The organism is Archangium lansingense (assembly GCF_026626635.1).
GTDB classification, from domain to species: domain Bacteria; phylum Myxococcota; class Myxococcia; order Myxococcales; family Myxococcaceae; genus Archangium; species Archangium lansingense.
This window is the reverse complement of the sequence record NZ_JAPNKA010000001.1, coordinates 3,902,704-3,927,731: the sequence shown is the minus strand read 5'-3', so window position 1 is coordinate 3,927,731 and position 25,028 is coordinate 3,902,704. Positions and strand designations below refer to the sequence as shown.

Here is a 25,028-nt window from a genome sequence, read left to right as displayed (position 1 = left end):
TCCCTCGGGGACCTGCCCTGGAGGAAGCCACAGCGAATGTTCGACCCCGAACGCGCGCAACGCTCAAGTGAGACATGCGAAAGAGAGCATAGGAAAGATGGGAGGCCGGTTGACGGTGAGGGCCGGAACATAGGGGACAAGGAGGGCCGTTGACGGGACCAAGGTCTGCGCCTCCACTGAATGTGGCAAGCGGCGCATGCCTGGGGTGAAGTCCGAGGTGGTTTGCCTGTTGAAAGAGGCCGCACAGTGCGCAAGCCGGAAGATGGTCGGCATAGCACGAGAGACTCTCACGTTGAAGGCAGCCCTCTTCACCTTCGTGGACGTGAAAGGCGCCTGGATCCGACCACCAACGCTGCCGAGTATGCGCTACGCCCCGCTATCCTCTGGCGCAAAGGCAGTAGGGGGACACACAGTCCGGAGGGCGCCCTCTTCGTCGCACGCATGCTGACCGGGGTGGCCATGCTCAAGCAGCGGCGCAACGTGCTGGAGTTCTTGACGGCCTCTTGTGAGGCTTCGCTGCGCGCGCAACCCGGGCCATCTCTGCCTCAACTGCGCCCCCTGTCCACCCGACGCGGTGAACGGTTACCCTCGTCCCTCAACAAGCCAGGCGCGTAAACGCGTACCAGTATGACTCAGGAATCGCACTTCCCGGCTCCCGGGCTGGTTATCAGGAGCTTCGTTCCGAGCTTCATCTCTCGAAGGCGTTGAAAATGCACTGGCTAATGCGGTGGAGAGCATCATCGATCTTGCTCTTCCCCCACTTGACCAACGGCTTTTGGGGGTCGAGAACGGCATGGTATCGGCTGATCTCCGTCGAGAGGACGTCACTGGTGCGTACGGGCACCCAGAGGATTGTTGCTTCCTCATGTTTGGCTGCCTCGAGCAGCGGCGGTAACTCGTTGCCCACAATGAAATCAGAGGCAAGGAAGTCAGCGAAGTCGCTCGATGACGCGCAGGCGGCCGCCCTGCCCCTCACCGCCCTCACCGCCTACGAGGCCCTGTTCGACCGCTGTGCCATCGACCCGGGCGGGAAGCACTCGGGCCGCACACTCCTCATCATCAATGGCGCGGGCGGGGTGGGCTCCATTGCCATCCAGCTTGCCAGGCTCGCGGGGTTGCGCGTCATCGCCACCGCCTCCCGCCCGGAGTCCCAGCAGTGGTGCCGCGACATGGGCGCCGACCACGTCATCAGCCACCGCGAGGACATCCCCCAGCAGCTCAAGGGTCTGGACATCCCCGAGGTCGACTACCTCTTCAACACCGTCGACACCACGGGCTACTGGACCGTCATGGGTGATGTCATCAAGCCCTTCGGACGCATGGTCTCCATCGTCGAGGCGAGCCAGCCCCTCGACCTGGGGCGGCTGATGGGCAAGAGCGTGAGCTTCTCGTGGGAGCTCATGTTCACCCGCTCCCGCTTCCAGACGCCGGACATGGAGGAGCAGCACCGCGCCCTGAAGCAGGTGGCGGAGTGGATCGACGCCGGCCGGCTGAAGACGACGCTCACGGAGAAGCTCTCCCCCATCAACGCCGCCAACCTCCGCGCGGCACACGCGAAGGTCGAGTCTGGGAAGATGATGGGCAAGCTCGTCCTCGCCGGGTGGCGCTAAGGATTTTCAAGATTTACTTGTTTCTCCAGGATGAGCCCGTGCTACGTCACGGCACGGGACCCCTCACCCTGGAGAACGCATGATTCCGCTGCATAGCCCTTCCCGGATTCAGCGCGGCGCGCTGGCCCTCCTCCTGGCCCTGCTCCTGCCAGCCCCCTTCGCCGCGGCACATGGTCGGTATTTCAATGATGCGACGAGCATTCCCACGCAGCATCCCAACTGGATGCGCTGGGTGCCGGACAGCACCCGGGTGTCGGCGCTCTCGCTGCCAGGCACGCATGACACCATGGCCGATGAGACGGAATGGTATGTGACCGTCTTCGAGCGCGCGTGGATTCTCACCCAGGGCATGAATCTGCGCCCGCAGCTCGACGCGGGCGTGCGCGCCGTGGACATCCGTGCCCGCCACATCGGAGATCGCTTCACCATCCATCATGGTGCGTACTACCTGATGACCAACTTCGATGACGTGCTGAGCACCACGGTGCAGTTCCTCAAGGACAACCCCACCGAGACCGTGCTGATGCGCGTCAAGAAGGAGCACACCGAGGAGAACACGACGCGCTCCTTCGCCGCGACGTTCGAGTGGTATCGCAACCAGGCCGCCTACAATCCCTACATCTGGCGGGGCACGCACGTGCCGACGCTGAGCGAGGTGCGCGGCAAGATCGTCATCCTCGACGACTTCGATGGCGGCGACCACGGTATCAGCTGGGGCAGCATCCGCCTGCAGGACGCGTGGGAGGAGACCAACACCTCGACCAAGTGGAACCTGGCGCGCAACCACCTCGTGGCGACCAACACGGGGGACCTCAACGCGCTGTACCTCAACTTCCTGAGCGCCTCGGGCGCCGGGGGAACGCCCGCCGGTATCGCGGACGACGTCAACGAGCAGGCCCTGCACTACCTGATGGGCGCCAACGTGCAGCGCACGGGAGTGATGATGATGGACTTTCCGGGCGCGGGATTGATCGACGCCATCATCGCGCACAACTTCCGTCTGGCCACGAGCGCAGCCGCCATCGGCGCGGACTTCGCCACTGCCTTCAACAACATCTCCTATGGCTGGCACGCCGATGGTGATGACAAGGCGAGAGATCGGGTCATCGAGGCGAGGACGTTCCTGGAGCACAAGCTGCCGGGCATGTACTGGCATGTCATCGTGTCGGGCACCCAGGGAGGCGACAACTGGGGCTACTCCGCGTCGCACTACGGGCTGTACCAGAAGTCGGATTGGGTGGATGGCTATAGCCACGTGGCGTTCAACACGCTGTCGAACGACAGCGCGGTCAGCGAGAGCTACCTGGCGAGCTACGTCGACAGCCAGCTCGGGAGCCTGAGTGGTTCCGCGGAGAACCGGGCGGCGCAGCTGGCCTCCCGCGTGCGCGCACGCTTCCCGTTCCAGTCCTGGACCGTCCTGGTCAAGCGCACGCCCGGTGGGTTCAACAACTGGGCCTACACCTATTGGGGTGCGCACTACATGCGCTGGCAGGGGGACTATGCCTACGCGGTGTGGGGCTACGGCGCCCAGGCCGGCGTGTACCTGTACGAGCACGCGGGGTATCAGGGAGACGTCATCCAGCTCACGGGTCCCACCTACGAGCTGGGCAGCCGTGGCTTCAACGACCGCGCGTCCTCCGTGCGCATCATTGGCAACTACCGGGCGAACCTCTGGCAGCACGACAACTGGGGCGGCTCGGGGCTGTACGTCACGCAGAGCATCGACAACCTGGGCACCCAGTGGAATGACCTGGCGTCCTCGCTGGAGGTCTGGCGCTACTGAGGAGGCGCTCACGCTGTTGCTCCAGGTGCGAGCGATTGGTTTCTGAGCCGGGGGCGGTGAGTTTTCGCTCCCTCTTCTGGGTGAAGGTTTTCATGGGCTTTCGGGGGTTCTGTCTCACTGCACGGTGCTCTACATCGGTGTCGGATTCTCTTGGGAGACACCGTTGCATTCCACGCCCCCCACCGCCCTCGCCACCGGAACAGAGTACGAACGACTGCTATCCAGCCTCCGGCTGAAGGGCCCGTGGGCGATAGACGCGGAGCCCTCCTGGAGCACACCGCCAGAGGGCGTGGACCGTGCGCGGATTGCAGCCCGCGTGCGAGACAACAGGAGAGACCACGGTCCCTGGCGGTCGGTGCTGGACGTGCTCGAGCAGCAGGCGCGACTACATGCCGACCGCGTCGCGCTCTCGGATGCGGCCCTCGAAGTCACCTATGCGCAGCTGAGGAAGCGGACCTCCGCCCTGGCGGGAATACTGCGAGCCAGGGGGCTCGGGCGCGGTGATGTTGTCGCGGTCGTGATGGACCGCGGACCCGCCTTCGTCGAGACCGTGCTCGCCGTCTGGAAGTGCGGTGCAGCCTATCTTCCGCTGACGCCTGCGCACCCGGCGGCCTGGCGCGAGGACGTCATTCGAAGAGCAGGGGCGGTACTGGTCGTAGGCCTGTCGCAAGCCAGCGCCATGCCGGGAGTGCCCTACCTCGAGCTCGGCAGCGCGCCCGTCACCCTCGAGCCGGCGCTCGAGGACGCACCAGGCGGGGCTGCGCTCACCCCGGAGGATCTCGCGTACATCATCTGCACCTCTGGCTCGACCGGTGAGCCCAAGCTGGTCATGCTCGAGCATCGGGGTGTCTCCCATCTGCTCCAGGCCCAGCGGGACTTCCTGGGCGAGCTGGGGAAGGACATGCGGGTGCTGCAGTTCGCTCACCCGGCCTTCGACGGGGCCTTGTTCGAGCTCGTACTGGCGCTGGCCAATGGCGGTCGCCTGGAGTTCATCGACGACACCCAGCTCTCTGGAGATCCACTGGCGCAAGTGCTGTTGAGCCGCCGGGTGACCCATGCCGTGCTGCCCGCGGCTGTCCTGCGCACGCTACGGGCAGGCCGGTTCACAGACCTCCAGGTGGTGATGAGCGTCGGCGACGTATGCCTCCCGGAGACCGCTCGGCAATGGGCGGCGTTCCAACGGTTCGTCAACGGCTACGGCCCGGCAGAGGCGACGGTGTGCACCACGCTGCACCCGGTGGAAGCCCAGGACGGCGAGCGAGTGCCCATCGGCCGTCCCATCTCCAACTGCCACGTCGTCATCCTCGACGAGCACCTGCAGCCGGTTCCCGACGGAACCCCGGGAGAGATCTGCATCGGCGGGGACGGCGTCGGGCGCGGGTACCTGGGACAGCCCGGCCTCACCGCCGAGCGGTTCGTTCAGGATCCGTTCAGCCCGGTGCCGGGAAGCCGGCTGTACCGCAGCGGCGATCTCGGCAGGCAGCTGGCGGACGGTACGATCGAGTTCCTCGGCCGGCGCGACCACCAGGTCAAGGTCCGCGGCGTGCGCATCGAGACAGGTCAGGTCGAGGCGGCGCTGGCTGCGCTGCCAGGCGTGCGTGATGCGGTGGCCGTCATCGACGGGACGGGTGAACGTCTCCTGGGCTACGTGATACCGGCCGCTGGCACGGTGTTGTCGGCCGACGGGTTACGCGCCGAGCTCCGCCGACTCCTGCCCGGTTATCTGGTACCGGATGTCATTGTGCCGCTCGACGAGTGGCCGCTGAACACGAGCGGCAAGGTCGATCGCGCCAGGCTGCCCCGGCCACAACGGCCGGACACCACCGGTTACCAGCCGCCGCGCACGCCCGTGGAAGCGGCGCTGGTGAGAATCGCGGCTGAGCTGCTCGGAATGGAGTCGGTGGGAGTGCACGACAACCTGTTCGAGCTCGGTGGCCATTCCCTGTTCGCCACCCAGCTCGTCGCCAGGGCCCGCGGCACGCTGGGGGCGCAGCTCGAGCTGAGCGCTGTTCTCCAGGCTCCTACGGTCGCCGGAATAGCGGCGGCGATCGGTGACCGGCTCGACCGTGCGGAGCTGGGCCCGCGAGCCGCTGAACCCGGCACCGGGGTCGCTCCGTCGTACGCCCAGCAGCGGGTGTGGCTGATGCACAAGCTCAATCCGGACGCACGGGCCTACCACACGCAGGCGGTGCTCCGGCTGGCAGGAGACCTGGACATCACCGCGTTGCACGCCAGCCTGTCGGACATCATCCGGCGCCACAGCGCGCTGCGCACACGCCTCCCCGAAGTGGATGGGGAGCTGACGTGTGAGGTGGATCCTCCCTGGGAGGTGGAGGTCCCGCTGCGGGACTTCAGCGACGCGGACGAAGCCCGGCAGGAGACCCTGGTCGGCGAGGCCGTTCGCGACATGATCCAGGCGCCGTTCTCGCTCGCCGACGGCAGGCCGTTCCGGTGGCTGCTGCTCAGGCTCAGCGCGCAGGAGCACGTCTTCGTGCACGTCGAGCACCACATCGTGCATGACGGCTGGTCGTTCAACGTCTTCGTCCGCGACCTGCTCAACGGCTATGCCGACTTCGTGCGCCATGGCCGGGTGCGGCGTCCGGACCTGTCAGTGCAGTACTCCGACTACGCGCGATGGCAGCGGGAGTGGAGCGGCACCGAGGCCGCGGCGGCGCAGCGCCGCTTCTGGCGCCAGGAGCTGGAAGGCGCCGAGACCGTGCTCCAACTCCCCCGCCGCGCGGAGCCCGGCTCGAGGAAATTCCGCGGAATGGCGCCCCGGATGGAGCTCGACGGAGAGCTCGCGCGCCGCCTGCAGGCACTGGCCGACCGGAACCACACCTCCCTGTTCAATACGCTCCTCGCGGCGTTCTTCGTCCTGCTGCACAGGTACACCGGCTCCCGAGACATCCTCGTCGGCTCCGGGGTCGCCAACCGGCGCTGGCAGGACACGGAGAACCTGCTGGGAATGTTCGTCAACAATGTCGTGCTGCGCGGCCGGTTGCACGGAGACCCCACGTTCGAGGAGTTCCTGGCTCAAGTGCGGCGAACCACCCTGGCGGCCTATGACCACCAGGAGCTGCCGTACGAGATGCTCTTCGCGGAGTCGCCCGCACGGCATCACGGCGGACTCAACCCGTTGATCCAGGCGATGTTCAGCTTCCATGACGCCTCGCTGGGCACGCTCAGCGAGGCTCCGCTGGAGGTCTCCGTCGTCGAAGGACTCAGCAACGGCTCGGCCAAGTTCGAGCTGTCCGTGATCGCGGTTCCCCGCTACTCCGAGCCAGGGCACATCAGCAGGCTGGCCGGCAACGTCGTGCGCATTCCCCGGTCCGATGCCCCGGTACGCGCCAGCCCACGCTCGTCCTTGTGCGGGATCACGCTCGCCTGGGAGTTCGACTCCGACCTCTTCGAGGAGTTCTTCATCGCCGGGATGCTGTCCGCGTATCAGCGGCTGCTGCATGCCATCACCGCCGCCCCGGACACCCCGGTGTCGAGGCTGCCCCTGCTGGACGACGCGGGCCGGCAGGCGCTCGTCGTCACGGGCCCCCGGAGTGACGCACCCGCGGAATGGTTGCCCGACCTCATCAAGCGACAGGCCGAGCGCACTCCGGATGCGCCCGCTGTGACGTCGGGCAACGCGCCAATGTCCTACCGCGAGCTCACGTTCCGGGCGGAACGGCTGGCACGTCACCTCCGCGGGATGGGCATCGGCCGGGGAGACGTGGTGGCGGTGTGCGCCCCTCACTCGGCGGAGCTCGTTGTGTCACAACTCGGAGTACTCCAGTCCGGTGCGGCCTATCTCCCGCTGGATCCGAGCCATCCCCCGTCCCGCTTGGAGCTCCTGGTTCAGGACGCCGGGGCACGAGCCGTGATCACGACAGCCGAGCTGGCCCATCGGGTACCGGGTCTCCCGACCGTGGTGCTGGAGGACGTTCCCGACTCGCCGGATGTCCCGCTGCCCTCGGGAGTACCCACCGACCTCGCGTATGTCATCTACACGTCCGGTTCGACTGGCAGGCCCAAGGGAGTCCAGATCGAGCACCGCTCGGTCGTGGCCCGTCTGTACGAAATGGAAGCCCTCGGGCTGGTGCCAGGCAAGACCGTGCTGGCCGCGGCATCGGTCGCCTTCGATGTGTCGGTGTTGGAGCTCTGGGGAGCGCTGTTGAACGGCGCCGCGATCCACTTCTTGAAACCGGGCTGGGATATGCAGGGGATGGCTCGGTGCCTCACCCAGCAGTCGATCACCCACGCCTTCCTCTCGCCCGCGGTGTTCCACTCGTTGGTGGCCGAACTCCCGGAGGTGTTCGACGCCATGGAGCGAGTCATGGTCGGAGGCGATGTCGTCTCTCCGGACGCGTTCCGGGCGCTGCGGCGCCGGGGTTTCACGAAGGTGGCGAACCTCTACGGACCGACCGAGACGACCATCGTGGTCAGCGGTCAGCGGCTCGAGGACTGGCACGACGTCGAGGGAGCCCGTGTTCCCATCGGCCGAGCCCTGTCCAACTCTCAGCTCGTCGTGCTCGACGAACACCTCCAGGTGGTGCCGCCAGGCGTAGTCGGGGAGATCTGCATCGGCGGCCCTGTCGTCGGGCGTGGATACCTCGGCATGCCGGAGCTGACGTCCGAGAGGTTCGTGGCGAACCCGTTCGGGACGCTTCCGGGCGGAAGGCTGTACCGCAGTGGGGACCTGGGCCGGTGGCTCCCCGGCGGGGTCATTGATTTCCTGGGCCGCCGCGATGACCAGGTGAAGATCCGCGGCGTCCGGGTGGAGCTATCCGAGGTCCGGACCGCACTGGCCGCCCATCCCGGGGTGACCGACGCCGTCGCTCTCGCCGATCGCACCGTGGGCGAGGTGCGGCTCATCGGCTACGTCGTGGCGGCACCCGGGTCAGCGGTGTCTGGCCAGGCTGTGCGCGAGGACGTGGCGCGCAGGTTGCCCGGACATCTCGTGCCCGGTGCCGTCCTGGTCCTCGATGCGTGGCCGTTGACCACCAATGGCAAGCTCGACCGGTCCAGACTGCCCAAGCCCCAAGTGAGCACGGACACGCCGTTCACGGCGCCCAGGAACGAGGCCGAGGCCCGGATTGCCGCGCTCGTCACCGAGCTGCTGAAGGTGGACCGGGTCGGTGTCCACGACAGCCTGTTCGAGCTGGGCATGCATTCCTTGCAGGCGATGAAGCTCGCCACGCGGCTGAGCAGGATGACCGGCCGGGAGGTCGCTCTCGCCACCGTCTTCGCGGGCCCGACCGTCGCACAACTGGCCGAGGCGCTCACCACGTTGCCGCCTGCTCGGCCCGCCATCGGGAAGCTGCCGCGCACATGACGACCGCGTTCCCGATGTCCTTCGCCCAGCAGCGGCTGTGCTTCCTTCACTGGCTCGATCCCTCGGGATTTGCCCAGAGCTCGGCACGCTGCTTCCGGGTGACAGGCCCCCTGGACACCACCGCGGTGCGTGCGGCGGTGGACGTGCTGGTGGCCCGGCACGAATCGCTGCGGACCGTCTTTCCGCTCGGTGCGCATCAACACGTGCTGCCCGACGGATGCGGACACGTGTGCGTGCTCGACGTTCCAGACGAAACCGAGGCGCTGCGGCACGCGGAAGCCGTTGTGTCCCAGCCGTTCGATCTCGAACACGGGCCGCTGCTGCGGCTCACCGTGCTCCGGCAGGCTCCGGAGACGCACTTCCTCGTGTTTTCGATGCATCTCCTGGTGGCCGACGGCTGTTCGTTGCAGATCTTCTTCGAGGAGCTGGCCATCGCCTACCAGGCAGCGGTCGCCGGGGAGCCCGCCGCGTTGCCCGAGCTGCCCGTGCAGTATGCGGACTGGGCGGCGTGGCAACGAGAGCAACTCACCGAGCAGCGGAGGACGGAGCTGGCACGCTGGTGGCGTCAGCAGCTCTCCGGACTGCCGCTGGTGCTGGACCTCGTCCCGCCCCGTCGCGCGCAGGGGCGAGGGCGGCGCATACATCGCGCGCTCCCCTCCGAGGTCGCCGCGGCGGTGCGCGCGTTCGCGAGTGCCGAGCGTCAGACCGTATTCACGGTCCTGGCCGCGGCCTGGGGGGTGGTGCTCGGTCACTGCGCGAACAGGCAGCAGGTGCTGCTCGGTCTGGCCGTGGCCAACCGCGATCTGCCGGAGCTCGAGCGCGTGCTCGGGTTCTTCGTCAACACCGTCGCGCTGCGGGTCGACCTGAGCGGAAACCCCACCTTCCGCGAGCTGCTCGCGAGGGTGGCCGAGGCTACGGCCGCCGCCTATGCGCACAAGGACATGCCCTTCGAGCAGCTCGTCGCCGAGCTCGCCCCACCGAGAGACCCCACCCGGTCGCCAGTCGTGCAGGTCAACTTCGCCTACCACCCGGTGGGTACGGCCGGTGCCCTGGAGTTACACGGCTGCTCGGTAACGGAGCACCTGCTGGACTTCGCCACCGCCAAGTTCGAGCTCACCCTTCGCGTCGAGGAGACCGCCAGCGGCGCGAGCATCCTCTGGGCCGAGTTCGATGAGAGCGTGTTCGACACCGGCTTCATCGACGGCTTGCTGTCGGCTTACGAGGCGGTCCTGCGCGCCCTCGAGCCCGGTGAGCCGGTGTCTAACTTGCTGCCCGTGCGCTCCGCGACGGAACGGGCCCTCACCCGGATCTTCGCCGACGTGCTGGGGCTCGAGGCCGTCGGGCCATACGACGACTTCTTCCGTCTCGGCGGCCATTCCCTGCAGCTGATCGACGTCGCGGTCCGGGTCCGTGCCGAGCTTGGCCGGCACATCGGGCTGCGTGACCTGTACGCAACCCCAACGGCGGCCGGAGCCGCTGCCCTGCTCGAGCAACCAGGAGCGTCACGATGAGCGATGCCTATCCCATGCCCAAGAATTGGCGGTGCCCGCTAGACCCTCCAGCCGAGTACAAGCGGCTGCGGAAGGAGGCCCCGGTGACCCGCGTTCGGGTGTGGGACGGCAGCACGCCGTGGCTGATCACCCGCTACGATGATGCCTCCCAGGCCCTCGGCGACCCACGGTTGAGCCTGGACTTCAGGCTGCCGGGCTTCCCCCACACCTCGCCCACCTCGGCTGCGCGGCTGGACCGGGTCCTGCCGTTCGCGTTCCGCGCGGATTCGGAGCACCGGGCCCAGCGGGCCATGCTCATGCAGGAGTTCTCTCCTCGGCGGATGGAGCTCCTGAGGCCGCGGATCCAGCGCATCGTCGACGAGGCGCTCGACACGATGCTGGGCGGGCCGCGGCCGGTGGACCTGCTGGCGGCCTTCGCGCTCCCCGTGGCCATTCGCGTCATCTGCGACCTGCTCGGCGTCTCCCATGACGACTGCGAGCACCTGCACCGCCTCAGCTGCGCGATCGGGTCCCGTGACACGCCGAAGGAGGAGGCCGGACGGGCACTGGAGGAGATGGACGGCTACTTCGAGCGTCTCGTGGCCGAGAACGTGCGCAACCCCAGTGACACGCTCATCGGTCGCGTCGTGGCCGAGTACGTACGGAAGGGAGCGCTGAGCGAGCAGGACGCAGCCGCCATGTTCCAGATGCTGTTCCACGCCGGACACGGGCCATCCGCGTACATGCTCATCATGGGCACGCTGGCGCTGTTGCTCGACCCGGACCAGCGCGGCGAGCTGCATGCGGTCGCAGAGGATCCCCAGCAGCTCTCCGCGGCCATCCAGGAGTTGCTGCGTTACGTCACCGTCTCACACAGCGGCAGGCAGCGCGTCGCCACCGAGGACATCATTATTGGCGGTCAGCTCATCCGTGCCGGTGAAGGCGTCCTCGTCCAGACGGACTCCGCCAACCGCGATGAGACGGTCTTTCCCAACCCGGACCAGCTGGACCTCCACCGCCCACCGCACCGCAACCTCGCCCTGGGGCATGGGCTCCACCTGTGTACAGGACGCGCGCTCGCCCTCATCGAGCTGGAGGTGGTGTTCCCCACGCTGCTCCGGCGCGTCCCTACCCTGCGGCTGGCCGTGCCCGTCGAGGACATCCCCTTCAAGCAGAACGACAACCTGTTAGCCGCGTACGAGATGCCGGTCACCTGGTAGCCCGCCCCTAAAACCGGGGCTGGCTCCAAGGACAGCGGCCGTTGTCGATAACGCAGCACGTGCTTCCCGGGTGGCACTGACGCGGGCCATGGGCCACGACGGCGTGGCCGCGCGGACACACCCCGGGTGAAGCCCGGGGCCTGGGGAGTGCCTATAGGGTGGCCCGGGGATTGCTGTTATGAGGGGGGCGCCCGGCCGCACCCCTTGTGCGGCACCTCCACCAGAGGGCCTCATGCTCCTCTCTCCGCTGTCACTTTCCCTCCTGCTCCACGCCGTCAGCCTCTCGCCCGCCTCCGTGCCGGCGAAGGGCAATCAGGAGACTCTCGTCACGCTCGACCGCGCCTCGCGCGTGTCCATCACCGCGCGCACCCCCGCCGGGACCTCCTGCGAAATCGTCGACCAGGTGCGCGGCCCCTTCGCCCAGAGTGGTGCCGCGGGGAGTGCCAACTGCGAGCTGGATCTGCTGTTGGACGAGGGCACCTACAAGCTGCGCTTGGCCTCGAGAACCACGGGCAAGGGCACCCAGGGGAAGGTGGACCTCAAGGCGGTGGCCTACACCGAGGACAACGCCCAGCCGGTGCTGCTGGTACCGGAGCGCGAGGTGCGCCAGGTGCTCGCCCCGCGCCACCAGGCGTCCTTCTGGCTGAAAATCGACAAGCGCCAGCCCGTCACCCTGCGGGTCTCCGGCCGCACCGCCGGAGACGTGCGGCTGTGGCGCAACGGCGCGTGGCTGGAGCCCGTCCAGGTGAAGGACGCCTCCACGCAACCCCGCGCGGGGCAACCTCAATACGAGTGGTGGCTGGAGACCACGCTCGACCCGGGCAGCTACCTGCTCACCGCCTACGGCACGGCCCCGAAACAGTGGACCGAGGGACAGGAGGACAACACCCTCTCGGTGGCCTATGCCTTCCCGAAGGCGCCCGCGGTGCGCTCGCTGAGCGTCACCCTTCCGTCCTGGGGCATGTCCTCGGTGGAGCTGCCCCCGGGGCCCTCCGCGCTCTTCCTCTCGCGCGAGAGCAGCACCCAGTCCTCCAGCCGCCTGAGCATCCACGGGCTGTCCGCCGAGGGCGCCAGCAACGTCACCTCGAGCACGGAGGCGAGCTGTCAGATCCAGAGCAAGGCGCTCGCCCCGCAGTGCAGCGCGATGGTGGGTGGGGCGAGCACGAGCCGTCACGTGGCCATCCTCCGGGGTGAGCCCGGAACGCGGCTGATGCTGCAATGGGCCCCCCTCCCGGCGAACGATCGCTTCCTGGACGGCACCTACGGCCAGGGCGGGCTGACGCCGTACTTCAGCGCACCTTCCAGCGGCGAGTTCCTGGTGGGCCTGCATGAGGTGCCCCTGGACGCGGACAGCGCGCCCCTGGGGTGCATGCTGGAGGAGTCGGTCCGCAATGACTGGGTCCCCCTGAAGTTCGATGTGCCCGAGGTGGGCCCCGACCGTCCGTTCCGCCGGGCCTTCAACTACAACGGCTCGAACACCACCATCTGGTTCGAGGTGACGCGCTCCGGGCGCTACGTCTTCTCCACCAGTGGGGACCGCAAGAGCCGCTGCGAGCTATGGCAGGTGGACGGCCCCAGACGGCAGCGCGTCATCGAGACGGACCCGAGGGGGCAGACGTGCCGCATCGCCCAGACGGCCGGGCCCGGCATCTACGAGCTGAAGCTGTACGGTGGCACCGAGGGCATCGAGCGGCTCACGCTGGCCCCCGAGGGCCGCGAGCCCCAGCAGGACACGGCCACGCGCACCTCGTGCCTGATGAAGGGCGTGCAGTTGCGGAAGGACACCCTCTACCGCATCGTCGCCAACCGGAGCACGGCCAGCTCGCTGCGAGGCCTCGTGCTGCGCCCGCTGCCGCTCGCCCTCTCCGAGCCCCTGCCGGTGGTGCTCGACGGCACGGATGCGCTCGAGCTGCCCCTGGCGCAAGGAGGCGCCGCGGAGGTGCGCTCCTCCGGAGGCGAGCCCTTCACGTGCGCCCTGGGAAGCACTCGGGTGGAGGCGCGTGACGGACGCTGTCAGCTTCCGTCCACGGGCGGCACACTCACGCTGTCCCAGCCGGGTGGAGCGTCCCTCAACCTGATGGTGCACCGGCCCCCGCCGCCCGCACCGCCTCCGCCGCCGCTGAGCGCCTACTCGCCGATCTTCCCTCCCCTGCCCTCGCTGCGGCCCTCCGAGCCCGCCTGGTTCGACTTCGACCGCGGGCAGTCGCACTCGCTCACCTTCGACGTCAAGAAGGAGGGCCTCTACCACGTGACGACGCAGGGCCTGCTGGCCACCGACTGCAGCATCCGCACGCCCGTGGTGCCCCAGGTGGGCAGCGCCCAGGGCGGAGGGCGCGGGCGCAACTGCCTCGTGTCCACCTACCTGCGGCCCGGCCGCTACCTGCTCACCGCGAAGACCGTGAATCAGAGCAAGGGCCGAGGGGCCGTGCTGCTGGAGCGGCGCGAAGTGAAGGGGGCCGAAGGCGTACGCGCGGACGGCGAGGTGTTCTTCCGCGTGGAAGCGGGCGACCTCATCCAGCAGAAACTCACGGTGCCTCGCGGCGCGGACTACACCCTGTCCACCGCCGCGCTGGGAGCTCAGCTCCAGTGCCGCCTGGATGATCCCCAGGGCTGGCCCGTCGTGGCGGTGCCCACGGCCTGCGAGCAATCGATGCGGCTGGCCAAGGGGACCTACCTGTGGACGCAGCTGCCGCTGACGGTGGAGTCCATGCGCCGCACCGCGCTGGAGCGCATCCAGCCCCCGGTGGTGCTCAAGGGCAACAAGGCGCACGCGGTGCTCTACAACCAGTGGTACCGGGCGGAGCTCGGCAAGGACGGCAAGGACGAGTTCACCTTCGAGGTGCCAGCGCGAATGGCCGTGTCCTTCACGCTCACCCATGGCATGCAGGGGCGGCTCTACACCGTGGGCGCGGACGGTGCGCTCAAGCCCGTGGAGGTTATCGCTCCGCAGAGCACGTACGCCCCGCCGCCGCCCCCATCGGAGGAAGGGTCCTCCGAGTATTCCGAGGGCGAGCAGGCCTCGGAGGAATCCTCTGAGTATTCGGAGTCTTCCGGTGAGGAGGAGGCCGCTCCAGCGGTGACGCCTCTCCCCGCGGCGCACACGCCGCCCCCCGAGGGACAGTCCCTTCAGCTCGAGCCCGGACGCTACCAACTGGTGGCCGAGCACAGCCGCGGGGACGTGGCCATCTCCTATTCGCTGTACCTGCGAACCGAGGTGCTCGCGCCCCCCATGGTGAAGGACGTGAACGTCCCCGGGCGCTTCCCGCTGGTGCTGCCGGTGGACGGCACGCTGCGCCTCTTCACGCGAGGCAGCACGGACGTGCGCTGCCGCCTCTTCGACAACGCGGGACGGCTCGTGGTGGAGAGCGCGGACCATGGCGCGGACTGGAACTGCGCCATCGCCGAGCCACTCCCCGCGGGCAGCTACACGCTCGTGCTGGAGAGCCAGACGCAACAGCCGGGCCCCTCGCGCGTCGCGGTGGAGCTGGCCACGGTGTCCGATGCCGGAGTGCTCGCCGAGGGCGGCACGCTGGAGGTGGGCAACGGGGTGGTGCGCGCCGCGCTGCCGCCCGTGCCCGCGGAGACGCTGCAGCAGGTGGTGCTGCGGGCGAAGTCGGCCTTCTCCTGTGCCCTGGAGGATGAGCGCGGCGCGGTGGTATCGCGAGGCATGGACGTGCGCGAGTGCCAGGTGCTGCTGAATCCGGGCACCTCGTCCTGGCGCGTGCGCGTGTGGACGCTGGGCCAGCCCACCAAGGTGAGCACCAGCGTGGCAGCGCGCCCCCTGCGTCCCTTCTCCGGCGGGAGGATCCCAGCCGGCGAGGCCACGAGCGCACAGGTGTCCAGGCCCGGCCGCTACGAGACGGGCAGCGGCGTCTACTGCCTGCCCGCGTCCAAGCAGGGCCCCCTGCGGCCGTGCGGTCCCGAGGCCTCGCTGGAGGCCGGTGACTGGGTGTTCGGTGTGCCCGGCGCCACCGCCGAGACGAAATTCCTCCTCTCCGAGCGCGTGGCCACGCTGGAGAAGCCCGAGGAGCAGCGCGCTTCGCTGAGCCGGGACACCGCGCTGCTTCGCCAGCGCTCGAAGCAGCAGGCCCTGCACCTGATGCGCGTGAGCGTGCCCTTTGGCGACTCCGCCTACCCGGCATGCCGGTTGGACGGTGGCGTGGCGCAGCAGCGGCGCTCCGCGTGCTTCGCGGCCACCGGCCCCACCGAGGAGTCGCTCGCGCGTTGGTGGACGCCCGTGGGCGAGAAGGGAGAGGCCGTCGTCCAGCGACTCTCCTTCCCGGTGCCCACTTCATCCGTGCCACTGGCGCCCGGACTGCAGGACCTGACGTGGAGTGGTGGACCCGGCCTCCGAATGGTGATGCCCGGTGAGCCCGCGCGCGTGCAGCTCTCGCTTCCTCGGGAGGCCTGGGCCGTGCTCGTGGATGACAAGGGCACCGCGGTGGACCTGTGCCCGCCCGGCGACGCGCTCTCCCGCTGCATCCTGAGCGGCACGGGCGGCGCGGTGTTCCTCTGGTCCCCGGCCGAGTCCCGAGTGCAGACGGAGGTGCTCTCGGTGGAGGCGGCGAAGCCAGCAGTGCCCCTCGCGACCCTCTTCGAGGCCACCTCCCGCGTGCCCGGCCAGCAGGTGTTGTCCTTCGGTACCTCGGAGAGCCCGCGCCTGCTGCGGGTGACGGGCGCGGAGCGGTGTGTGGCCTCGCTCGATGACGGGACGCGGCTGGAGGGCTGCGAGCACCAGGTGCCGCCAGGCCGCCGCGGTCAGCTCCTGCTGGAGACGAACCCAGGCGGCGTGCGCGCGGTGCTCACGACTCCGGAAGGGCTCGGCCAGGCCCTGCTGCCCCCGGCCCCCAAGGGCAAGGCGCCCGAGCTGCCTGCCGCGAAGGCCCTGCGTCTCTCCTCCGAAGTGGTGGAGCGCACCCTCACCGTGCCCGCCGATGCCGTCGTCCACCTGCGGAGCGACTCGGGGGTCTGCGGCCTCGCCCGGGACACCACCGTGCTCGTGGTGGCGGGCCTGGAACGTGGCTGCTCCGTCGACCGGCTGCTCGAGGCCGGTACCTACCGACTCGTAGTGCGTGGCTTCGCTGGCCAGCCCCTCACCGGCAACGTCACCTGGACGCACGAACCGGTGAAAACGCTGACCGAGGGCGTGGCCGCAGCCGAGGGCTGGGTCGCCCCGGGACAGACGCACTACTTCCGCTTCGACACCGCCTCGGCCGGCAACATCGGCCTGGGGTTGCAGGTGCCCGCCGAGGTGCTCCAGTGCACCGTGCTCGACACCACCCAGCGCGTGCTGGGCGAGGGCTGCCAGCAGTTCCTCGCCCTCGAGAAGGGCACCTACCTGCTCGCCATCCACGCTCCCAGCACGTTGGAGCGTCCCCTCCCCTTCAAGCCCGTCCTCGTGGGACTCGCCGGTGCGAAGACCGGTGTCCCCGAGGAGTACCTGCGCGACTTCTTCAATCGCATCGGAGAGAGCCCGTGATGCGCCTCGTGAACTCCCTTCTCTGCCTGCTCCTGGTGCTCGCGGCCGTCCCCGCCCGGGCGCAGGAGTACCGTCCGGCCGACGAGAGCCAGCGCCCCGAAGGCGGAGGAGTGAAGATCCTCCCCGACCAGTTCCTGCGCGGCTTCGACCCGGTCACCGTCTACTTCCCCGACAACGTGGGGCCCGGCAAGCAGAGCGCCGACGATGGCGCGAAGCGGCTCAAGGTGGTGCCCTCGTGGCCCGGCCAGTGGTTCTGGGCGGACCGCAAGACGCTCCAGTTCCGCCCCGCCGAGCCCTGGCCCGCGCTGGCGCGCTTCTCCTTCGAGGCCGGTGGCTCGCGGAAGATTCTCACCACGATGATGTCGGCGCCCTCGGCGATGTCGCCGCAGCCCGACAGCACGGACCTGAGGCCCTTCCGCACCCTCACGCTCACCTTCCCGCAGGCGCTGCCGCTCGACTCGCTGCGCAAGATGCTGCGGCTGGAGGTGCGCGACCTGCCGGGCCTGGCGGACTCGCCCACGCGGGTGCTGAAGGACTGGACGCTGTCGCAGCTCCCGCGCGGCAGCCAGCGCGAGCAGGCCGTCTATGCCATCACCCTCGAGGAGGACGTGCCCGAGGGCAAGCAGCTGCGCGTCAACGTCAGCCTCGCGCTGGGCGATGAGGACAAGGTGCTGTGGGTGGGGCGGCTGTCCACGCGGCCCGCCTTCCACCTCCAGCAGGTGCAGTGCGGCAGGAGCCAGTTCTCGCTGACGGGTGGAGCGTCTACGCCCCGAGACATGGCGCTCGCGTGCGGCAACCAGGGAGACCTGCCGCAGCTCGTCTTCTCCGCGCCGGTGGAGGGCCTCACGCTCACCACGCTCAAGAAGCTGGTGCGGCTGGAGCCCGCGGTGCCGGACCTGCACTACCAGGCGTACGGCAGCCGCGTGGCCCTGCGCGGCAAGTTCGTCCCGGACACGCTGTACCGCATGCGCATTGGTGCCGCGCCCATCCACGATGACAGCGGCCGGCCCCTGCGGGACCCTGGCGAGCTCCAGGTCTTCTTCCACCTGGACTTCAAGCAGCCCTTCCTGCGCTGGATGCAGGGCACCGCGGTGGTGGAGGCCAAGGGCCCGCGCATGCTGCCGCTGCAGGGCTACGGCGACGCGCGCGCGGACGTGCGCGTCTACCGGGTGGATCCGCTGCACCCCGGCCTGTGGCCCTTCCCCAACCGGCCCATCGTCATCAACGAGCAGAGCGCCCCGCCCTTCCCCGGCGAGGAGCCCCAGGTGAAGCCGACGCCCGGCTACATCGGTGAGGACGAGCTATCGGCGCACATCCGGCTGCTGGGCACGCCGCTCGTCTCCACGCTGGTGGATCTGCCACTGCCCAAGCGCGGTGGCACCACCACCTTCGGCCTGGACCTGGCGCCCCTGCTCAACCCGGCGGTGGGCAAGGTGAGGCCCGGCACGTACCTCGTTGGCCTGCGGCGGCTCACCGGCGCGCCCGAGCGCTCCTACGTCCGGGTTCAAATCACCAACCTGTCGCTGAGCACGGTGGAGGAGCGGGACAAGGCCGTCTTCTTCGTGCGCACGCTGGACACGGCCCAGGAGATCCGTGGCGCGCGCATCGTGCTCGAGGGCCATCGCCGGGTGCCGGATCCGAAGTGGCCGAACAGGACCATGGAGGTGCCCTTCAAGCACGAGCTCACCACGGACGAAAACGGCCGGGCGAGCCTCAGCCCCCAGTCGGACTGGGTGCGCATCGAGCGCGTCTCCGTGCAGAACGGCGAGGACATCCTCGTGTTGGATCCACGCGAGGCCCCGGCGGCCTTCACCAACAACCACTGGTCGCCGTCCTCGGGCTGGCTGGAGTGGCTGTCGCAGCAGCCGCCGCCGCCGCCGAACGATGGGCTGCGAGGCTTCCTCTTCACCGAGCGGCCCATCTACCGGCCGGGCGAGAAGGTCTACATCAAGGGCTTCCTGCGCAAAGAGGTGGGCGGAGACTTCGTGGCCCCCGGGAACGAGAGCAACTACACGCTGCGAGTGGAAGGCCCGGGCGAGCAGACCTGGAAGCTGCCGCTGACCTTCACCGCGCTCTACGGCTTCTCCGGCGAGTTCCAGGAGAAGGACGCGCCCACCGGCGAGTACTACGCATTGCTCGAGGAGGTGCGCACGGGGCAGACGCTCATGCGCCGGAAGTTCCAGGTGGAGGCCTACCGCATCCCCACCTTCGAGGTGCAGCTCTCCAGTCCCGCCACGGTGCGCCTGGATGCGCCCTTCAAGGTGAAGGCGGTGGCGCGCTACTACGCGGGCGGCAACGTGGCCGGGCAGCCCATCTCGTGGACTGTCACGCGCCGCCCCTACTACTACGTGCCCAAGGGGCGCGAGGGCTTCCTCTTCGCCTCCAGCACCCAGTTCGCCCGCGAGGGACAGAGCCGCGCCCCCGAAGCGATGTCGCGCAACGCGACGCTGGATGACAACGGCGCCGACGAGATGAGCGTCAACCCGGCGCTGGACCTGGACGGCTCGGCGCGTATCTATCGCTTCGAAGCAACCGTCACCGGCGCGGACAACCAGCCCGTCTCCGCGGTGCAAGACGTGAAGGCCCTGCCGCCCTTCGTGCTGGGCCTGAAGCTGCCGCGCTACTCGGACAAGCCCTTCACGCTCACGCCGGACATCGTCGCCGTGGGCGTCAATGACAAGCTGGTGAAGGGTCAGGAGGTGCTGGTGCGCCTCTACAAGCGCATCTGGCACAGCCAGCTTCGGGAGACGCACTTCGCCACCGGCGAGGCCCGCTACGTCACCGAGCAGGAGGATGTGAAGCTCGCGGAGAAGACAATCACCACCACGGAGGACAAGCCCGTATCGCCAGCTTTTGAGCTGAAGGAGGCCGGCGTGTACGTGGTGGAGTTGGTGGCGCGCGACAAGCTGGGGCGTGTGCAGACGCTGTCGGCGGACCTGTACGTGGGAGGCCAGACGCCCATGGCCTGGCAGAAGTCGCGCCAGGGCGTGTTCGGGCTTACTCCGGACAAGACGTCGTACAAGCCGGGCGAGACGGCACGCCTCATCCTCCAGAGCCCCTTCCAGGAGGGCCGTGCACTGGTGGTGGTGGAGGAGCCGGGTGGCAATACCTACACCTGGCACGAGGTGTCCGGTGGCAAGGCGGTGCACGAGCTGGCCATCCGTTCCCAGCACGTGCCCAACGTGCCAGTGCATGTGCTGCTGATGCGGGGACGGCTCGGCGAGGGAGACAAGGACGACTCGCGCTACCGGCCGCAGACGCTCGGGGCCTCGGTGGACGTGAAGGTAGAGCCGGTGCGCAACCAGGTGATGGTGGACATCAAGCACCCGGAGACGGCGCGCCCCGGAGCCACCATCCCGGTGGAGCTCGCGCTCAAGGACGACCAGGGCAAGCCGCTCGCTGGCGAGGTGACGCTGTGGCTGGTGGACGAGGCCGTGCTGTCGCTCGCGCCGGAAGGGCCGCTCAACCCGCTCGACGAGCTCATCAAGGAGAACATGCGCGGCACCACGCTGCGCGACACGCGCAACACCCTGGTGGGCAAGCTCTTCGAGCAGGAGGAGACGCCCGGAGGTGACGGCAGCGAGGAGGAACAGGAAGGCGGCAGCAAGCGCGTGGTGCGCAAGAACTTCCAGACGGTGCCGTACTACCAGGCCACGTTGCAGGTGCCGGCGTCCGGCAAGCTGACGGTGCAGGTGCCACTGTCGGACGACCTGACCAACTTCCGCGTGCGAGCAGTGGCCATCTCCGGGCTGCAGCGCTTCGGCTACAAGCAGACGGTGCTGCGCGTGCGATTGCCGGTGCTGGTACAGCCGCAGCTCCCGCGCTTCGTGCGCCAGGGAGACCGCTTCTGGGGCGGCGCGGTGGGCCGGGTCGTGGAGGGCAGCGGTGGACCCGGCTCGGTGCAGGTGCGGGTGTCGGGCCCGGCGGACCTCCAGCCGCTGAGCCAGAACGTGGAGCTCCAGGCCAACCGGGCCATGAGCTTCGTCACGCCCATCACCGTGAAGAGCGCGGATGTGTCCGAGCCGCAGTCCCTGAAGGTGCGCGTGGACATCGAGCGCAAGGCAGACAAGGCCGGGGACGCCTTCGAGGTGCAGCTACCCGTGCTACCGGACCGAATTGTGGAGCACTTCGCGTACTTCGACACGCTGAACGCGGGCAACGCCACGCTCAAGCCGCTGCCCGAACCGGCGCGTCCGGGCACCGCGTCGCAGGAGGTCGTCATCACCGCCATCCCCGGCGTGCTGGAGATGATCTCCGGCCTGGAGTACCTGGCCGAGTACCCGCACGGCTGCCTCGAGCAGAAGCTGTCGCAGCTCTACCCGGACGTGGCGCAGGCCGCGGTGCTGCGCGAGCTGGGGGTGCGTACGCCCTTCGGCAAGCAGATCAACGGGAACGTGCAGCGCATCCAGGAGGAAATGGCGCTCTACCAGGATGACCAGGGCCTGTTCGCCTTCTGGCCGGGAGGCCCGGGCGACGTGCAGGTGACGGCGCTGGCGGTGGAGTTCCTGGACGGGGCGCGGCGCGCGGGCCTGAAGGTGGACGAGAAGCTGCAGACACGTGCGGTGGAGGGACTCAAGCGCGTGCTGCGCAGCGACTACCCGGGCCTGGTACAGGAGTGGCGCTACAACCAGCGGACGGCGTCGCTGCGAGCCCTCGCCCGCGTGGGCTCGCTGGACCAGCACTACCTCATCGATCTCTTCCAGCTTCGCGGGAGCCTGGACATCCAGAGCCTGGCGGACTTGGCCTCCACCATGTCCACCCAGCCCACGGTGTACCGCGCCAACCTGGACGTGTTGCGCACCGATCTGTGGGACAGCGTCATCATCAAGCTGAACAAGGGCAAGCCCGTCTTCGAGGGCCTCAAGTGGCGCCGCGACGCGTGGGGATACTACGGCTTCCTCGGCTCGAGGCCCGCCAGCGTGGCGGCCGTCTTCGAGGCGCTGATACGGCTGTCCCCGGAGGATGCGAGGCTCGAGCAACTGCGCGACGCGCTCCTCTCCTACGCGAGCGCGGAGACGGGCTTCGGCAGCACCTTCGAGAACCGCCGGGCCATCGGTGCGCTGGCGCTGTACCTGGAGAAGGCGAAGCCCGCGGTGCCGGAGACCACGGTGACCCTCTCCTCGGGTGCCACGCTCAAGGTGGACAAGAACACGAAGACGGCCCGCGCCGAGGTGGCCAATGACGCGCAGCTCTCCGCCACCGTGAAGGGTGGGCCCGTGGGCATGCGCGTAGAGACCCAGTACGTGCCGGCCACGCCGGGAGACAAGGTGACGCCGCTCAAGCAGGGCTTCATCGTCTCGCGCAGCGCCACCTGGCTGCACGCGGACGGCTCCGAGGAGACGCGCTTCGACGACGCCTCGGGCGAGGTGAAGGAGCTGAAGGTGGGCGACATCCTGGAGCTGCACACGCGCATCGTCACCGAGGAGGAGCGCATCCACGTGGCGCTGGTGGTGCCCTTCGCGGCGGGACTCGAGCCCCTCAACCCGGAGCTGGCGAATGCCTCCTCGGACGCGAAGCCGTCGCAGTCGGACTCGCTCCGCCCGGCCTACGTGCAGCGGCTGGACAACGAGGTGCGCTACTACTTCCTGCAGATGCCGCGTGGCACGCACACCTTCCACTTCCGGGTGCGCGCCGCCACCGAGGGCTCCTTCGTGCACCCCGCGCCCTGGGCCGAGCTGATGTACCGCGAGTCGGTGCGGGGCCGCGGCGAGGGCCTGCGCGTCGTGGTGAAGGGAGAGCATGAGAAGTAGGTGGACACGCCGGGCGGCGGTGCTCGCCCTGGTGCTGCTGGTGGCGGGGGTGTGGTTCGCCTCCAGCCTCCAGGACGGGCTGCTCGGCTACGAGCCCTCGCGCCTCGTGCTGGACCGGCGGGGCGCGTACCTGGGCGAGGTGCCCGGCTCGGGCGGGGAGCTTGGCTACTGGCCGGTGCCCTACGTGCTGCCCGAGCGCATCGTCCAGGCCACGCTCGTCACCGAGGACCGGCACTTCTACGAACACCCGGGCGTGTACCTGCCGGCAGTGGGACGAGCCCTGATGCAGAACGTGCGAAATCTGCGCGTCATCTCGGGGGCGTCCACCCTGGCCATGCAGGTGGCGCGGATGCAGACGCCCGGAGAACGCACCGCCTGGCGCAAGGTGCGCGAGGCGGTAGAGGCGTTGCTGCTCGTGCACGGGCACGGCCACGAGAAGGTGCTCCGCCAGTACCTGGCCATCGCGCCCTACGGCAACCGGGTGCACGGAGTGGCGCGAGCCTCGCGCCTCTACTTCGACAAGCCCGTGGAGGACCTGTCCTGGGCGCAGGCAGCCTTCCTCTCGGGCCTGCCGCAGCTCCCCGGGCGAATGAACCCGTACAGCGAGGATGGCCTGCGGCGGGCTCGCAAGCGAAGCCACCGCATCCTCCGCGCGCTGCACGCGCAGGGCGCCCTGTCCCGCGAGGAGTTGGAGCAGTCACTCCAGGCGGACCTGGGGCTCGTCCCTCGGCCCCAGCGCATGCCCGAGGCGCTGCACGCCGTGCTGGAGTGGAGTGAGCTGGCCCGCGCGAGACAGCTGCCCATCTCCACGGCCACGTTGGATCTGGAGGTGCAGTCGAAGGTGGCGGACATCCTCCAGCGAAACCTGAATCGGCTCGACGGCGCGGGGGCGGGCAACACCGCCGCGCTGGTGGTGGACACGGAGACAGGCGACATCCTCGCGTACGTGGGCTCGCGCGACTTCTTCAACCAGGAGCACCGGGGGGCCATCGACTTCGTGAAGCAGCGGCGCTCACCGGGCTCCACGCTCAAGCCCTTCATCTACGGGCTGGCGCTGGAGAAGGGCATCGCCACCGCCGCCACCGAGCTGGCGGATACGCCCATGGACGCGCGCGTGGAGAACGGCCGCGCCTACCTGCCGGAGAACATCAACCACTCCTTCCTGGGGCCCATGCTGCTGCGCGAGGCGCTGGGCAACTCGCGCAACATCCCTGCCCTCCGAGTGCTGGAGCAGGTGGGAGTGGAGCCCGCCCTGCGCTTCTTCGAGAAGGCGGGCGTGGGCGCCATCTCGTACGAGCCGGACCGCTACGGCCTGGGCCTGGCGGTGGGCAACCTTCATGTCACGCTGGAGGAGTTGGCGGAGCTGTATCTGGTGCTCGCCCATGAGGGAGAGACACGCTCGCTGCGACGCTTCACCGACGAGCCCTTGGCTCCCTCGCGCCGGCTGATGACGCGCGAGTCGGCCCAACTGGTGCGTCACATGCTCGCGGATCCGCTGGCCCGGAGGCCGTCGTTCCCCGTCGGCAGCGCCCTGGACTACCCGTACGCCGTGGCGGTGAAGACAGGCACCAGCCAGGGTTACCGCGATGCCTGGGCCATGGCCTTCAGTGACCGGCTGCTCGTGGCCGTCTGGGTGGGCAATCACGACTGGCGCCGGATGAATGGAGTGGGAGGACTGCACGGCGCGGCCAACGCGGTGCATGAGATTTTCGACGCGGTGATGCCGGAATGGCGCCCGTACCGGCCGGTGCTCGATTTCTTCCCGCCGCCCACTGGGGCGTTGGCCGTGGACGTATGCCCACTATCGGGGCGGCTTGCGGGGCCGGAGTGCCCCCACCGAAAGAGCGAGTGGTTCGTCTCCGGCACGGCCCCAGCGGAGAGCTGTCCCTTTCACGCGAAGATTCGGCTGGACCGTCGCAACAGCCTGAGGGCAGGCCCCACATGCCCGGAGCGTGAGGTGGTGACGCGGGTGATGTTGTCGCTGCCCGAAGAGTACGAGCAGTGGGCGCGGAAGCAGCACCTGGACATCGCACCGCTGAGGGAGAGCCCGCTCTGCCCGAGTCGGCCCGAGGAGCTGGAGCCGAAGGTGGCCATCCGCGAGCCGAAGGGCACTGTGCGACTGCTGTACGATCCGGACACGCCGGCCTCGGCCTCGACGCTGCGGCTGGCGGCGGACGTGACGCCGAGCACGGAGCCCATTGTCTGGATGGTGGACGGGGTGCCAGTGGCCGAGGTGGGCTACCCGCACGAGTTCCGCTGGAGCCTGCGGCCCGGACAGCACGTCATCACCGCAGCCATGGTGCACCGCTCCCAGGTCAGTCAGCCGGTGACGGTGGTAGTGGAAGACTGACGCGTGTCACTTCCAGCTATGAC

8 protein-coding genes are annotated in these 25,028 nt (G+C 68.9%); all 8 read left to right on the top strand.

Features of this window, described 5'->3' with window-relative positions; translation table 11 throughout:
* Positions 1-908 precede the first annotated feature (908 nt).
* The 8 genes from OV287_RS15980 (at position 909) to pbpC (ending at position 25,005) form a co-directional block, all read left to right on the top strand.
* Positions 909-1,610 carry a zinc-binding alcohol dehydrogenase family protein gene (locus OV287_RS15980; protein ID WP_267534884.1) on the top strand — a complete coding sequence of 234 codons (702 nt, stop codon included), beginning with the start codon at positions 909-911 and terminating at the stop codon, positions 1,608-1,610.
* Between the two features lie 79 nt (positions 1,611-1,689).
* On the top strand, positions 1,690-3,393 hold the full coding sequence (locus OV287_RS15975; RefSeq protein WP_267534883.1) for a phosphatidylinositol-specific phospholipase C domain-containing protein: 1,704 nt from the start codon (positions 1,690-1,692) through the stop codon (positions 3,391-3,393).
* Positions 3,394-3,556: 163 nt separating this feature from the next.
* Positions 3,557-8,716: a non-ribosomal peptide synthetase gene (locus OV287_RS15970; protein ID WP_267534882.1), complete on the top strand. Its 5,160-nt coding sequence runs from the start codon at positions 3,557-3,559 to the stop codon at positions 8,714-8,716.
* Positions 8,713-10,227, top strand: coding sequence for a condensation domain-containing protein (locus OV287_RS15965; RefSeq protein WP_267534881.1), 1,515 nt, complete (start codon positions 8,713-8,715; stop codon positions 10,225-10,227). Before OV287_RS15970 ends, OV287_RS15965 begins: the two co-directional genes overlap by 4 nt.
* The gene (locus OV287_RS15960) at positions 10,224-11,426 is read left to right on the top strand and encodes a cytochrome P450 (protein WP_267534880.1); all 1,203 of its coding nucleotides are present in this window, start codon (positions 10,224-10,226) and stop codon (positions 11,424-11,426) included. The genes OV287_RS15965 and OV287_RS15960 overlap by 4 nt, the downstream gene beginning before the upstream one ends.
* A 232-nt stretch (positions 11,427-11,658) precedes the next feature.
* Entirely contained in the window at positions 11,659-16,905 is a 5,247-nt protein-coding gene (locus tag OV287_RS15955) for a hypothetical protein (RefSeq protein WP_267534879.1), read from the top strand.
* Positions 16,905-22,655, top strand: coding sequence for an alpha-2-macroglobulin (locus tag OV287_RS15950; protein WP_267542351.1), 5,751 nt, complete (start codon positions 16,905-16,907; stop codon positions 22,653-22,655). Before OV287_RS15955 ends, OV287_RS15950 begins: the two co-directional genes overlap by 1 nt.
* Complete coding sequence (pbpC, locus tag OV287_RS15945) at positions 22,645-25,005, top strand: penicillin-binding protein 1C (RefSeq protein ID WP_267534878.1); 2,361 nt, start codon at positions 22,645-22,647, stop codon at positions 25,003-25,005. The genes OV287_RS15950 and pbpC overlap by 11 nt, the downstream gene beginning before the upstream one ends.
* Positions 25,006-25,028 lie beyond the last annotated feature (23 nt).